The 13,726-nt window shown below is 66.7% G+C and carries 12 protein-coding genes and 1 pseudogene; 2 read left to right on the plus strand and 11 right to left on the minus strand.

Features of this window, described 5'->3' with window-relative positions; all coding sequences use genetic code 11:
- Positions 1-163 precede the first annotated feature (163 nt).
- Both GTK09_RS10125 and guaA read right to left on the minus strand, forming a co-directional pair.
- A pseudogene (locus GTK09_RS10125) lies at positions 164-388 on the minus strand (Arm DNA-binding domain-containing protein); the annotation flags it as partial.
- 293 nt (positions 389-681) lie between these two features.
- Positions 682-2,238 carry a glutamine-hydrolyzing GMP synthase gene (gene guaA, locus GTK09_RS10130; RefSeq protein WP_163463050.1) on the minus strand — a complete coding sequence of 519 codons (1,557 nt, stop codon included), beginning with the start codon at positions 2,236-2,238 and terminating at the stop codon, positions 682-684.
- Between the two features lie 186 nt (positions 2,239-2,424).
- Here guaA and GTK09_RS10135 point away from each other — a divergent pair, with 186 nt between their 5' ends.
- The gene (locus GTK09_RS10135) at positions 2,425-2,913 is read left to right on the plus strand and encodes a YciE/YciF ferroxidase family protein (RefSeq protein WP_163463051.1); all 489 of its coding nucleotides are present in this window, start codon (positions 2,425-2,427) and stop codon (positions 2,911-2,913) included.
- Positions 2,914-3,227: 314 nt separating this feature from the next.
- On the opposite strand, the gene ccoS is transcribed toward GTK09_RS10135, so the two are convergent.
- The 4 genes from ccoS to ccoG are packed head-to-tail and all read right to left on the minus strand — an operon-like array spanning position 3,228 to position 7,839.
- Positions 3,228-3,395 (minus strand): cbb3-type cytochrome oxidase assembly protein CcoS, encoded by a 168-nt coding sequence (gene ccoS / locus GTK09_RS10140; RefSeq protein WP_163463052.1) that lies wholly within the window; start codon positions 3,393-3,395, stop codon positions 3,228-3,230.
- Positions 3,392-5,782: a heavy metal translocating P-type ATPase gene (locus GTK09_RS10145; RefSeq protein ID WP_163463053.1), complete on the minus strand. Its 2,391-nt coding sequence runs from the start codon at positions 5,780-5,782 to the stop codon at positions 3,392-3,394. The genes ccoS and GTK09_RS10145 overlap by 4 nt, the downstream gene beginning before the upstream one ends.
- Positions 5,783-5,794: 12 nt before the next feature.
- Entirely contained in the window at positions 5,795-6,277 is a 483-nt protein-coding gene (locus GTK09_RS10150) for a FixH family protein (RefSeq protein WP_203560970.1), read from the minus strand.
- Positions 6,274-7,839, minus strand: a complete 1,566-nt coding sequence (gene ccoG, locus GTK09_RS10155) for a cytochrome c oxidase accessory protein CcoG (RefSeq protein ID WP_163463054.1) — start codon at positions 7,837-7,839, stop codon at positions 6,274-6,276. Before ccoG ends, GTK09_RS10150 begins: the two co-directional genes overlap by 4 nt.
- A 230-nt stretch (positions 7,840-8,069) precedes the next feature.
- On the opposite strand from ccoG, the gene GTK09_RS10160 reads away from it, so the two are divergent.
- Complete coding sequence (locus tag GTK09_RS10160) at positions 8,070-8,675, plus strand: tetratricopeptide repeat protein (protein WP_163463055.1); 606 nt, start codon at positions 8,070-8,072, stop codon at positions 8,673-8,675.
- Here the strand turns inward: GTK09_RS10160 and GTK09_RS10165 are convergent.
- From GTK09_RS10165 to GTK09_RS10185, 5 genes are all read right to left on the minus strand, one after another.
- Positions 8,650-9,354 (minus strand): hypothetical protein, encoded by a 705-nt coding sequence (locus tag GTK09_RS10165; RefSeq protein ID WP_163463056.1) that lies wholly within the window; start codon positions 9,352-9,354, stop codon positions 8,650-8,652. The genes GTK09_RS10160 and GTK09_RS10165 overlap by 26 nt on opposite strands.
- 82 nt (positions 9,355-9,436) lie before the next feature.
- Complete coding sequence (locus tag GTK09_RS10170; RefSeq protein WP_246217832.1) at positions 9,437-10,315, minus strand: ABC transporter permease; 879 nt, start codon at positions 10,313-10,315, stop codon at positions 9,437-9,439.
- Complete coding sequence (locus GTK09_RS10175) at positions 10,312-11,574, minus strand: ABC transporter permease (protein ID WP_163463057.1); 1,263 nt, start codon at positions 11,572-11,574, stop codon at positions 10,312-10,314. The genes GTK09_RS10170 and GTK09_RS10175 overlap by 4 nt, the downstream gene beginning before the upstream one ends.
- Positions 11,575-11,576: 2 nt before the next feature.
- Positions 11,577-12,680: an ABC transporter ATP-binding protein gene (locus GTK09_RS10180; protein ID WP_163463058.1), complete on the minus strand. Its 1,104-nt coding sequence runs from the start codon at positions 12,678-12,680 to the stop codon at positions 11,577-11,579.
- 61 nt (positions 12,681-12,741) lie between these two features.
- Positions 12,742-13,680 (minus strand): lysophospholipid acyltransferase family protein, encoded by a 939-nt coding sequence (locus tag GTK09_RS10185; RefSeq protein ID WP_163463059.1) that lies wholly within the window; start codon positions 13,678-13,680, stop codon positions 12,742-12,744.
- Between the last annotated feature and the right edge of the window lie 46 nt (positions 13,681-13,726).

A 13,726-nucleotide genomic window follows, 5' to 3' on the forward strand; every position in this document is an offset into this window, starting at 1 on the left:
GGGGGACACCTCAAACCGGGCCGCCGCCCCACGCCGCGTCTGGCCGGCTGCAACATCGCGAACGATCCTAAGCCGCAAGTCCGATGAAACCGGTTTTCCCATGGTGCGCATCCTCCCACGCTCCAGGGAATCAGAATACGCTTCCAAACGAAACTATGCGATTCAGACTTCTTACCGGACGCTCTAGCTCTCGAGCCTTGGCGAGCGATATCCCGTCACGGGCATACCTACCGAGATAGACGGTCTCCCGCCTGCCATTCAGTCGATAGTCGAGCCTGAACGAGATGGCGCCCGACGGTGCGACGCGCACATACATGCCGTCACGATCAGATACCTTGTACATTTTGGCTTTTGGTTTCAGGCACTTAAGTGCTGCATCGGTCAACATTTCGGGCCTCCTTGCGGAAAAGTACCGTCACGCGGCTTTTAGAGGCCAATGGAGTCGAAAACGCTTATATTTCAGCGTATTAGTTCGAAAAAAGTACCGTCATTGCCTCGTTTGACCTGACGGTACTTTCGTTTTCCCGGTTGATCAATGGGGGCGAGGCCCGTTAGCGAGGCCGACGAACGCGATCTATGCCCACCGATAGATGTCGATAGGCATAGGAGGAATTTATTTTTATTTTCAGTGTCTTAGATCGTATTTCAGCGTAAATTCGGCGGCGTTCGGATGGGCCTGAATCATTCCCACTCGATCGTTCCCGGAGGCTTCGATGTGACGTCGTAGACGACACGATTGATGCCTTTGACTTCGTTGATGATGCGGGTCGCAGCTTGGCCGAGGAAGTCCATGTCGAAGGGGTAGAAGTCGGCTGTCATGCCGTCGACCGAGGTGACGGCGCGCAGCGCGCAGACGAATTCGTAGGTGCGCCCGTCGCCCATCACTCCGACCGTCTGGACGGGGAGAAGCACGGCGAAGGCCTGCCAGATCGCGTCGTAGAGCCCGGCCTTGCGGATCTCGTCGAGATAGATCGCATCGGCCTCGCGCAGGATGCGGAGCTTCTCGCGGGTGATCCCGCCCGGGCAGCGGATGGCGAGGCCCGGCCCCGGGAAGGGCTGCCGACCGATGAAATGCTCCGGCAGGCCGAGCTCCTTGCCGAGGATGCGGACCTCGTCCTTGAAGAGCTCGCGCAAGGGTTCGACGAGCTGCATGTTCATCCGCTCGGGCAGGCCGCCGACATTGTGGTGGGACTTGATCGTCACCGACGGGCCTCCGGTGAAGGAGACGCTCTCGATCACGTCCGGATAGAGCGTGCCCTGGGCGAGGAAATCCGCCCCGCCCAGCTTCTTCGCTTCGGCCTCGAAGGTCTCGACGAACAGCCGGCCGATGGTCTTGCGCTTGACCTCGGGGTCCAGCTCGCCCTCCAGCGCGTCCAGGAACAGATGCTGCGCTTCGACGTGGACAAGGGGGATGTTGTAATGGTCGCGGAACATCGTCACGACTTCCTCGGCCTCGTTCATCCTGAGGAGACCGTGGTCGACGAAGATGCAGGTCAGCTGGTCGCCGATCGCCTCGTGGATGAGGACTGCGGCCACCGAGGAATCGACGCCGCCCGAGAGGCCGCAGATCACCTTGCCGTCGCCGACCTTCCTGCGGATTTCCTCGACCGCCTGTTCGCGGAAGGCGGCCATGGTCCAGTCGCCGGACAGCCCGGCGACGCGGTGGACGAAATTCGACAGGAGCCTCGCCCCGTCCGGCGTGTGGACCACCTCGGGGTGGAACATGATGCCGTACATGCGCCGCGCCTCGTCGCCGAAGACGGCGTAGGGCGCGCCGGGCGAGCGGGCGAAGATCTGAAAGCCCTCCGGCATGTCGATCACCCGGTCGCCATGGCTCATCCAGACCTGATGACGGGTGCCCTCCGGCCAGATCCCCTCGAACAGCGAGCAGTTCTTCTCGATCTCGAGAAAGGCCCGGCCATATTCGCGATGAGCCGACGGCTCGGCCCGACCGCCGAGCTGGACGCACATGGTCATCTGGCCATAGCAGATGCCGAGAATCGGGATGCCGGCTTCGAAGATCGCCTGCGGCGCACGCGGCGCGCCGATGTCGCCGGTGGAAGCGGGCGAGCCGGAAAGGATCACCGCCTTCGGCTTCAGGCGATGGAAGCCTTCTTCCGCCGACTGGAAGGGCACGATTTCCGAATAGACCCCGGCCTCGCGCACGCGCCTTGCGATCAGCTGCGTGACCTGGGAGCCGAAGTCGATGATGAGGACGGTGTCGGGATGGGCTGTCATGGCGAGGCTTTAGGCAAGAGTGGCGCGATTGTCCAGAAGGCGGGGTGTCCAGAAGGCGCGGCGCATTCGCCGAGGCCGAATGCCGACCTCTAGCCAACCACTCATACGGGCGGCGAAGGCGGGGAACGCAGTGGCAGGCATCTCATTGAGTCGCCACGGCACTTCCGCCGCCACGGAACCACGACCATGAGCGTCACCAATCTCGAAGAACTCTTCCTGCATACCCTGAAAGACGTCTACTACGCCGAAAAACAGATCGTCAAAGCCCTGCCGAAGATGGCCAAGAAGGCCGGCTCGGAAGAGCTGAAGGCAGCTTTCGAACAGCATCTGACCGAATCGAAGGAACATGTCACCCGCCTCGAAAGCGTCTTCGAGGCGATCGGCAAGAAGCCGTCGGCCGTCAAATGCGACGCCATCGTCGGCATCCTGCACGAGGCGACGGAACTGATGGACGAGGTCGAGGATCCCGAAACCCTCGACGCCGCGATGCTCGCCGCCGCCCAGGCGGTCGAACACTACGAGATCGCCCGCTACGGCACCCTCGCCGCCTGGGCCGGCATTCTCGGCCACAAGGATGCGGTCAAGACTCTCGAAGCCACCCTCGGCGAGGAGAAGGCCACCGACGACAAGCTGTCGAAGCTCGGCAAGAGCAGCGTCAACAAGAAGGCGGCATAATCGCCGACCGAAGGACGGTCAGCGCCCGGGTCTCGACCCGGGCGTCGGCTTGTCCGGCCTTCTGGCCAGGACACATGCGCGGGTCGTGGCAAGGCGTTACAATCGTGGCGCCGAGCCTGGCAGAGATCGCGAAGAATGCCAGTTGTGGCGACGCCGCGGTGAAACGTTGGATGCGTCTTCTATTGCAGTAGTCAAAGGGGGACGCCCACTTCTGGCTGAAGCGCCGCGTGAGTGGTTATCCCGACGGCAGAGGGCGGCCGATCAACGAGCCCGATGGGGCGTCCGCGCCGGGCACTATCATCCAGGGCCGGATGTTAGTCCTTTGCCTCCTTGATTCGGGCACCCTCCTCGTCCTGCAACGCCCGCCAGGCGGCGCCGTCGACGTCCTCGTACTGGCCGCTCTTCAGCGCCCAGAAGAAGGCGCCGAGGCCGAGAAGTCCCAGGAAGAGGGCGATCGGGACGAGAAAGACGAGTGCGGTCATGCCGGAATCTCCAGCCGCTCGGCTCGTCGCGCCGGCTCGGCGCCAGAGGCAGGAACCGTCTCCCGTCTACGAAAGTCCCGCGCCTTGGCCTTGGTCGCTCGCCCTCGCTGCGTCAGGCGCAGGCTGTTTGCGACGACGACGATCGATGAGGCCGACATGGCGATCGCCGCAACCAGCGGCGTGACGAGGCCGGCCATCGCCAGCGGAACGGCGATGGCGTTGTAAAGAATGGCGAGGGCGAAGTTGCTCCTGACCAGGGATTTCGCCCGCCTGGCGATGTCGAAGGCGAAAGGCACGGCCTCCAGGCTCTCGCGGGTGAAGACGAAGTCGGCGGCCAGCCGGCCGGCGTCACAGGCCGAGGCCGGCGCCATCGAGACGTTGCCGGCCGCAAGGCTCGGCGCGTCGTTCAGCCCGTCGCCGACCATCAGCACGACATGCCCCTCCGCCTGAAGGGTGCGGATGCGGGCGATCTTGTCGGCCGGGCTCTGACGAAAGGCGGCGTCCTCGATGCCGAGCATGCCGGCAAGCCGCCGCACCGGCGCCTCGCCGTCGCCGGACAGAAGCTCGACGGAAAGCCCCGCCGGACGAAGCGCCGCAAGCGCCGGCGCCGCTCCCTGGCGAACGACCTCGTCGAGGCTGAAGGTCGTGATCGGAGCGCCCTCGAAGGCAAAGGCGACACTGCCTTTCTCACCGCCCGCACGCTCTTCCTCAATGCCATTGCCGCCCCCCCCATCGTGACCAAGCCGGTCGGGTGCAGCGATTTCGGCCACCCAGCCGGGCCGGCCGAGGCGGGCACGCCGCCCGGCGATCATTGCCTCGACGCCGGAGCCGGCGACCTCGCGCACGGCCTCCAGATCGGGCTCCGCGACGGCTTCGAGCCCGGCCCGTATGGCCCGCGAGGCCGGATGGTGGGACCGCGCGGCGAGCGCCCGTGCCGCGGCACTCTCTTCGATGGAGAGGATGTCGGTCCGCGCGAGACGCGGCGTGCCGGTGGTCAGGGTCCCGGTCTTGTCGAACAGGACGGTGTCGATCTCGGCCAGCCGCTCCAGCGCCGACCCGTCCTTCATCAGGATGCCGGCCTGAAACAGCCGAGAGGCGCCGACGACGTGGACGACCGGCACGGCGAGCCCAAGGGCGCATGGGCAAGTGACGATGAGGACGGCGATGGCGACGGTGACGGCCTGGTACCAGTCGCCGTCGGTGGCCACGAGCCAGCCGAGAAACGCCGCTGCGGCAAGAAGATGGACGGCCGGCGCATAGAGCCGCGCCATGCGGTCGGCGATGCGGACATAGGCGCCGCGGCCCTGCTCGGCCGCCTCCATCATCGCCGTCATCTCGGCCAGAAACGAGTCCTTGGCGCCGCTGAGCGCCTCGACGTCGAGCGGGCCGGTGAGGTTGAGGACGCCGGCTTCGACACGCAGGCCCGGGCCGGCCGGAACCGGCTCGCTCTCGCCGGTGACGAGGGAGCGGTCGAGGTCGCTCGCGCCGGAAAGAACCCGCGCGTCGACTGGCATGCGCTCGCCCGCCGGCACTCTCAGAAGCATGCCCGGCCGGACCTCGTCGATCGGAACGAGGACCATCTCGCCGGCGACGATCCGCGTCGCTCCCTTGGCGGCAAGCCGGGCGATACCGAGAACGGCGCTGCGGGCCCGCTCGCGCATCAACTGGTCGAGATAGCGCCCGACGAGCAGAAAGAAGGTCAGCGTCACCGCCGCGTCGAAATAGGCCTCCGCGCCGCCGGAAAGGCTCTCGTAGAGGCTGAGGCCGAGGGAAAGCAGCAGCGCCAGCGAGATCGGCACGTCCATGTTGAGCCGCCCTGCCCTGAGGGCGACGAAGGCCGAGCGGAAGAACACCTGGCCGGAAAAAGCCACGGCCGGCACGGCGATCAGCGCGGAGATCAGATGAAAAAGATCGCGCGTCGCCTCGTCCGCCCCGGACCAGACGGAGACCGACAGGAGCATGACGTTCGCCGCCGCGAAGCCGGCGATGCCGAGCGCCAGCAAGAGCTTGCCGGATTCTCGCTCGCGCGCCAGCTGGTCGAGGTCGCCGAGATCGACAGGGGTGGCCGGATAGCCGAGACGCTCCAGCGTCTCGACGAGCCGAAGCGGCGTGGTGCCGGACGGGGCGTTTTCGGGGGCGAGGATGACGGTCAGGCGGCGGAGCGTCAGGTTGACCCGTGCCGAGACGACGCCCGGCAGCGGCCGCAGCGCGTCCTCGATGGCGGCGATGCAGGCCCCGCAGTGGATGGCCGGAACCGAGAAGACGTAGGTGACCGTGCCGTCGACACCGAGGCGCCCGGCGTGTTTCAATTCCTCGCCCCGAAGGTCGACGGCCTTTACGCGCTCCTCGTTCTGGGCAAGCTCAAGGACCGGACTGCAGCAGGTCATCGAGGGCCTCCCTCAGCGCACGCTGAAACGCACGGCGCGGTGCCAGGGGCTCAGCCCCGGCTTTTCCACGATGAGCCGCGCCTCCCAGCGGCCGGAGGTCAGCGCGGTCTCGCCCACATAGCCGCCCTCCCCGGTGGATTGAAGCGTCAGCGTGCGGTCGAAATTGGCATTGACCGGGTGGCCGATGGTGACCGTGACCTTCGCCCCCGTCACCGGCAGTCGCTCTGCGTCGATCAGCCGCATGCGAAAGCGGCCGCCCTCGTAGGCGGTCTGCGCGTTCCAGCCGCGGGAAAGCTCCTGCTCGCGCTTCAAGGTGTCGGCGTCGAATGTCTGGCTGGCGACGTAGCTGTTCGGCACCACGAGCCCGCTCCAGGTCGAACTGGCGAAATAGGCCATGGTGAGGTTCACCGAGATGATCGTGCCGAAGAAGGCGACCATGACGAGGGCCATGTGACGGCCGGTGAATTCGCGGGGAGCGGAGGACTTCATGCTCATCTGGCTTTCTCCGGCGCTTCGAAGGCGGCCTCGTAGGCGGCGCTCTCGGAGCTGCTCATGTCGTTGAGGACGAAGCGGAAATCCGTCGTGCCGGGTTGGACCTCGTCCTTCGGCTGGACGACGAAGAGCTTCAGGGTCCTGAGGCGATCCGGATCGACCGAGACGGCGAAGCTGCGCCCTTCCGGCTGATTCAGCTCGTCGGAGAACATGGCCGCGCCGGGCAGTCCTTCGAGCTTCAACACGAATTCGCGCGGCTCGGGGATCATGTTCAGCAGCTTGACGGTATAGCCGTTGCGGATCGAGCCGTCGCTGAGTTGCACATAGACTGGGTTGCGATCCCGTTGAACGTTGAGCTCGAGGCGCTCTCGGGCGTTCAGCATGACCAGCATGCCGAGGCCGATCGCCACCCACAGGCCGGTGTAGATCAGCGTGCGTGGCCGCAGGAAGACGCGCCAGTCGAAATGCCGGACGGCAGAGATGAAACGGCCGTCGGCGCCGCGCACACGCTCGGGCTCGATCGCGCCGCTCACGGGGTTCGTCGCCAGCGCCATGTTGGCGTCGTAGTCCTTCAGCGTCGCATAGGCGATCAGGCCGCGCTCGCGCCCAAGCCTGTCCATCACTCCGTCGCAGGCGTCGATGCACAGGGCGCAGGTGATGCAGGCCATCTGCTGGCCCTCGCGGATGTCGATGCCCATCGGGCAGACCGCGACGCAGGCGTTGCAGTCGACGCAGTCGCCGACGGCGAGCCCGGCGGCCTTTGCCTTCTTGGCGCCGTGACTGCGCGGCTCGCCGCGCCAGTCGTTGTAGGTGACGACGAGCGATTCCTCGTCGAGCATCGCCGCCTGGATGCGCGGCCACGGGCACATGTAGATGCAGACCTGCTCGCGCATCAAACCGCCGAAGACGTAGGTCGTGGCGGTCAGGATGGCGACGGTGGAATAGGCGACGAAGGGGGCGTCGCCTTCGAGAAAGTTCTGCAGGAGCGTCGGCGCGTCGGCGAAGTAGAAGATCCAGGCGCCGCCGGTAGCGACCGCGATGACGATCCACACGACGTGCTTCATCGCGCGCTTGCGAAGCTTGTCGAAGCTCCAGGGCGCCTTGTCGAGCTTGATCCGGGCGTTGCGGTCGCCCTCGAAGAACCGCTCGACGACGAGGAAGAGATCGGTCCAGACGGTCTGCGGGCAGGTATAGCCGCACCAGGCCCTGCCTACGACGGAGGTGACGAGGAACAGGCCGACGCCGGCCATGACGAGAAGCCCGGCGACGAAGATGAACTCCTGCGGCCAGATCTCGATGAAGAAGAAGTAGAAGCGGCGGTGGGCGAGATCGATCAGCACCGCCTGGTCCGGCGCGAACGGGCCCCGGTCCCAACGCAGCCAGGGGGTGACGTAGTAGATGCCGAGGGTGACGGCCATGACGATCCATTTCAGCCGCCGAAAATTCCCCTCGGCGCGCTTCGGATGGATCTTCTCGCGCTTGGCATAGAGCGGCTGGCTCTGCTGGCGCGCCGGCGCATTGACCGGCTCGACGTCGTATTGGTTGATCTCTGGGCCTTGCAGCATCGAACGATTCCCGCTTGGCCGCCACTTTCGGGGGGCCATGGTGCCGTTCGTCTACCGGTGCCGTTCGCCGGTGTCCTTGATCTCGGTCAAGACGGCGCGGCCGAGCCGCCATTCGCCAGATTGCGACCGATGCCGCATATGCCGTAGACCAAAGGCATTCCGGGCGGCGCAAGACGCCCGCTCCTTCGCCATCCGACGGGGACCCGACCGTGACCAAGCGCGAGAAAAGAATGATCCGCGCCAGGATCGCCGCGCCTGACCTGACGGCGGCAGCCGCCGCCTTTTCGGCCGCCGTCTCGCGCGGCGACTTCGCCGCCGCCGCAACGGCCCTCGACCCCCTTCTCGCGGCGGATCCGGGCAACGCCGTGCTGCATTACAACCGCGCCCTCGCCCTGCGGCTGTCCGGCCGGCCGAAGGACGGGCTGGCGGCGGCAATCCATGCCCGCACGCTCGATCCGGCAAATGCCAAGGCGCTGTTCGAGGTCTCTGCCTGCGGCCTCGAAGCCGGTGAAGCGCAGACATCCCTGGATGCCGGCACCGCCTATCTCGAGAAGCACCCAGGCGACGGCGACGCGGCGTTGAACGCGGCGCGCGCGGCGCTGCTCCTCGATCGTCCGATGGAGGCTCTCGCCTTTCTGGATCAGGTCGCGGAGAGGGAGCTTGCGGATGAGCACCGCCTCTGCCGGGGCGAGGCGCTGCGCGATCTCGGCCGGTTCGACGCGGCGGAAGCGGCCTGGGCCGAGCTTCCCGCTGCCCTCGGCGGGATCGTCCTCTCCCTGCGCTCCAAGGGGGCGCGGGGAAGGCTGGCGCTCACTCCTGGGCGGTCTTCGCCCTGAAGCGCTTGCGATAGACCCCGGGATCGGCGTCGAGCGCGTCCTGCAATTCCAGGCTCTCGGCGAGTTCCGCCGCGTCCATCTCGCGGCATGAGATCGCCAGCGCCGTCCGGCGGACGAGCACGCCTTGCGCCACCGGCGTTCCGGCCGCAAGCACGCCTGCGAACGCCGGATCGACCCACAGCGCCGGAAAATGCACGAAGCCGCCGGCAAAGTCGTCGACCAGTCCGGTCAGCGTGCGGAACGGCAGGTCGAAGCGGTTGTGCGGATGGGAAAACAGCATCGACCAGCCCTCCGGCAGCCGCATCGTCCAGCCATTGGTGAACTTGACGGCGAAGCGATCGGGATCGACGCCGGGAAAGCCGGTCAACTGCTCGGGCAGATGCACGCCGACCGGCGAGCGCGTCAGCCGCGCCAGAGGATGGGCTGGCAGGCCGCTGTCCCATTCGAAGACGCCGTCCGTCACCTTCAGATCGGCGATCAGCGGGAAGACGATCCCCGCCCCCATCGCGTCGACGAAGGGCGGGCACTGCTTGACGGTGCGCACCGCGCCGCCGCCGAGAAGCTCCGAGACGGCGCTTTTCGGCATCGTCTTCAGCCAGTCCGGCAAGGCGCCCATGGCGGGCTTGGGCTCGGGGAGCCTGCCCTTCCAGCCGGGCAGGCAGCGAAATTCGATGGTCATGGGTTCGACTGTGGCGAATGCCGCGACGCCGGGCAAGGACGGAGGGCGGCGCGCCCGATGAGGCGCCGCCGGTGCTAGGGGATCAGGCGTCGGCGCGGTTCTGCCTTTCCGCCCGGACCCGTCCGCTCGCCCAGACGAGCGCGGCGATCACCGTGACGACGATGAAGATCACGCCGATGGCGTTGATCATCGGCGACAGGCCGAAGCGCATGCGGCTGGCGATCTCGGTGACCAGCGTATAGTCCGGCCCGATGGCGAAGAAGGTCGTCGGAAAATTCTCGATCGACTGGAGGAAGGCGAGAACCGAGGCCATGCCGATGGTCGGGGCCAGAAACGGCAGGGTCACGCGCCGGAAGGTGAAGAAGGGCGTCGCGCCGAGATCGGCCGCCGCCTCGTCGAGGCTGCGGTCCTGCCGGGCGAGACGGGCCATGAACATCAACAGGCAGTAGGAGGCGATGAAGGCCGTCTGCGCCATCATCGCGGTGAACAGTCCCGCATCGACGCCGAAGGCGTCGCGCCAGAACATCATCGTCGTCACGCCGAGAACGATGCCCGGAATCATGATCGGCGCGACCAGGATGGTGTAGAGGATGCCGTTCGCCCGGCTTTCGAGCCGGGTGAGAAGCAGCGCGCCGGCAAGGCCGAGCGGGATGGCGATGGCGATGACGCCGCAGGCGATCAGGAGCGAGTTGAACAGCCCCGTCATCATCCGCGCATCCTCGAAGATCGCGGCGAACCACTTCAGCGTGAAGCCCTGCCAGATGGTGATCGAGGGCGAGGGATAGGCGTTGAAGGCGGCGGCGACCATGATCGCGATCGGGGCGAAGAGGACGAAGAAGAACAGGCCGAGATAGACCCTCAGCAGCGTGTCGCCGATGCCGCGGCCATAGCCGCGCTCGGCCGGGACGGAGGAAGCCGCGGACCGATCCATCGCGGCGGGCCTTCCGATCGTCGTGCTCATTTGGCGATCTCCCGGATCGAGACGCGGAAGGCCGACAGCACCATCAGGATGAAGACGATGCAGCTGGCGAGCAGCATCAGCGAATAGGCCGAGCCCTGGTTCCAGTCCCCGGTGTCGAAGAAGCGGCGATAGATGACCTGGCTGAACCAGTCCGGATGCAGCCCGCGGCCGACGAGCTCCGGCACGGTGATGACGCCGGCCGACAGCATGAAGACGACGATCGCCCCCATGGCGATGCCGGGCTTGGCGTGAGGCAGAACGACCCGGTAATGCACCCGCCACACCGAAGCGCCAAGATCGCGCGCCGCCTCGACCTGGCTGCGGTCGAGGGTGCCGAGCGTGTTCATCAGCGGAAACATCATGAACAGGATGTAGGCGTAGGCCATCACCAGAAAGACCGAATTGTTCGACGCCACCCATTGCGGCGGATCGCTGCCGACGACCCCCAAGGCCTGCAGCCCCGAGTTCAGGACGCCTTCGCGGGCCAGAATCATCACCCAGGCATAGACGCGCAGAAGCTCGTTGATCGAATAGGGGACGACGAGGAGGAGCAGGATCGCGCCCGCCCCGAGCGCGCCCTTCAGGTTCGAGGCGAAATAGGCGACCGGATAACAGACGACGAAGGCGATCACCGTCACCAAGGTGGCATAGAGGATCGTCTTGACGAAGATCTTCAGGTGCAGCGGCTCGATCGACGTGTAGTTCTGAAACGAATAGCGTGGCGCGTTGGCCGCGGCCTCGATCAGCACCGCCTGTTTCTCCTTGAGGGCTGCCATCTGCCCCTGCGCGGCGTCGCGCCTCGCCGTCAGCCCCTCGAGCTCCTCGGCGAGGCTTTCGGCGGTCTCTGCGCCGCCGGAGCCCCGACCGAAGGAGGGAAACAGCGGCGACGGAGGCGACGCCGCACCGCCGTCGGCCCGGTTGCCGGCGGAGGGGACGCTCATCCCCGGCACCATGAAGCCGCCTCCCCCTCCTCCGGAACTGGCGCCGGCGCCGGCAGGGTCCGACGAGGGCGGCTCGCTCAGTTCGGCCAGTTCCTTCTCACGCGCCACAAGATCGTAATCCAGCGTCGCGATGTCCCGCGACAGGCGGTTGATGGCGTTTTCGGTCTGGCTGAGTTCGTCGTTGCGGTCGACATGGACGAGGGAGCGCTCCCCCATGGTGAGCAGCGGGGCGGCGATCATGCCGCCGATCCAGACGGTGACGAGGAGGACGATCACCGTCGTCAGCGGCCCGCCATAGGTGCGAAGCAGCGCGCCCACGATCAGTGCTCCACTGCCGCGGCGACGGGTCTTTCCGCCACCGGCATGACGATCGCGTCTTCCGGCCGAAAGCCGATCACCGTCGGCCCCGTGGCGGGATGGACACTGCCGTCATTGGCGAGGTGCAGGACGATGCGGCGGCCAGTGGCGTCGCGGGTGACGAGGTTGAGATAGGGGCCTTCGAGTTCCCGGCCCTCGACGCGCGCGGTCAGGCGGTTGACGCAAGTGCCGTCGCCATCGACGAGGCCGGTGCGTTCTGGGCGAACCATCAGCACGGCCTGATCGCCGAGGACGACGTCCGGCGTGCGCCGGCCGGTGAAGGTGCCGCCCGGACCGTCGATCCTGGCGAACTCCTTTTCGACCGACGTCACCTTGCCGGTGAAAACGTTCTGCTCGCCGACGAAGCCCGCGACGAAGGCCGTCGCCGGAGCGTCGTAGACGGCGGTGGGGGTGCCGACCTGCTCGATCCGCCCCTTGTTCATCACCGAGATCCGGTCGGACATGGTGAGCGCTTCGCCCTGGTCGTGGGTGATGTAGATGAAGGTGACGCCGGTCCGCTTCTGCAGGGAGCGCAACTCGCTGCGCATGTGCTGCCGCAGCTTCAGATCGAGCGCGGAGAGCGGCTCGTCGAGGCAGAGGACGGCGGGTTCGACCGCCAGCGCCCTCGCCACGGCGACGCGCTGGCGCTGGCCGCCGGACAACTGGTCCGGCCTTTTGTCGGCATGGGCCTCCAGCGCGACGAGGGCCAGCAGTTCGTCGGCCCGGCCGTTACGCTCGCGCTTCGAAATGCCCCGCGCCTCGAGGCCGAAGGCGACGTTCTCGCGCACGCTCATGCGGGGAAACAGCGCCAGGCTCTGGAAGATCATCGCCGTCGGCCGGCGATTGGCCGGCAGATGGTCGACAGCTTCACCTCCGATGAGGACATGGCCGGCGCTCGGCCGCTGGAACCCGGAGAGGATCCGCAACAGCGTGGTCTTGCCGCAGCCGGAGGGACCGAGGATCGAGTGGAACTCGCCGGCCGGAATCACGAGATCGGTGGGGTGAACGGCGGTGAAGCCATCGAAGACCATGGTGACGCCGGCGAGCTCGACGCTCTTTCCATCCATGCCGATAATTCCCTCGCCTTGCTTCGACGCGCCACGATCGGCCCGTCCTCCCCGGCGATCGTCAGATCGCCGGCATTGCCTCGCTCTCGCCCGCCTCGTCCTCGAAGATGCCGGCGAAGAAGTCCGGCTCGTCCGGCACGCCCCGTTCGCCGAGCGAGAACACCTGGCGACGCAGCCACTGTGTCAGCGCGACGGCATCCTGAAAACCGGCAATCACGCCGGGCTCGATCGGCTTGCCCACCGTCAGGGCGATCCGCCCGTCGATCATCCGCGCCGCTTCATGGAATAGCAGAGCATAGCGCAGCGATTGCGACATGTGGCTGGCGATCTGGAACAGCCGCGAATTCTGCCCCGGCAGGTGCACCGGCAGCACGGTCGCGCCGGAACGCATGATCAGCCGTGCCGACAGCGGACCCCAGTCGAGCTCGACGGCGCGGCGGGCGAGCGGCCGCGGCGTCGTCATCACCGCGCCGGCCGGAAACACCATCAGACAGCCGCCGCCCTTCAGATGGGCCAGCGCTTCGGCACGGGCCTTGATGTTGGCCCGTTCGGCCTCTCTCGTCCCGGAAAAGTCGATCGAAAACAGCTTCTCGGCCAATTCCGGCACACGGGCCAGCGCCGAATGGGCAATGATCTTCACGTCGCCGCGCAGCTGCCCGAGCAAGCAGCCGAGAGCGATGCCGTCCATCGCCCCATAGGGATGGTTGGCGACCACGGCGAGCGGCCCCGTCCGCGGGATCTGCGACGTGCCGTGGACGGCGAGCCGGATGTTCATGCGCGCGATCGCCTCGGCGAAGAAGTCGCCGCTCGCCGGATCCCCCAGGAACTCCCGGTAGAGCCTTTCGAGCCGGGCGCGGCCGCTCGCCGCCTCGAGTGCGAGGCACAAGGGCCGCATCAGGCGATGATCGATCGTCGCGGCATAGGACATTCGAACAGCCGGTCGAGGCATCGTCCTCATCCGGTCTTCGTCGTGGTTCTGGATCGGTTTCAGGTCGTCCAAGTCTCGTCACCTTCCCGAACGAGCCGCCCGAACGGCTCCGGATCGA

Origin of the sequence: Jiella pacifica, assembly GCF_010500815.1 — a bacterium.
Taxonomy (GTDB): domain Bacteria; phylum Pseudomonadota; class Alphaproteobacteria; order Rhizobiales; family Rhizobiaceae; genus Jiella; species Jiella pacifica.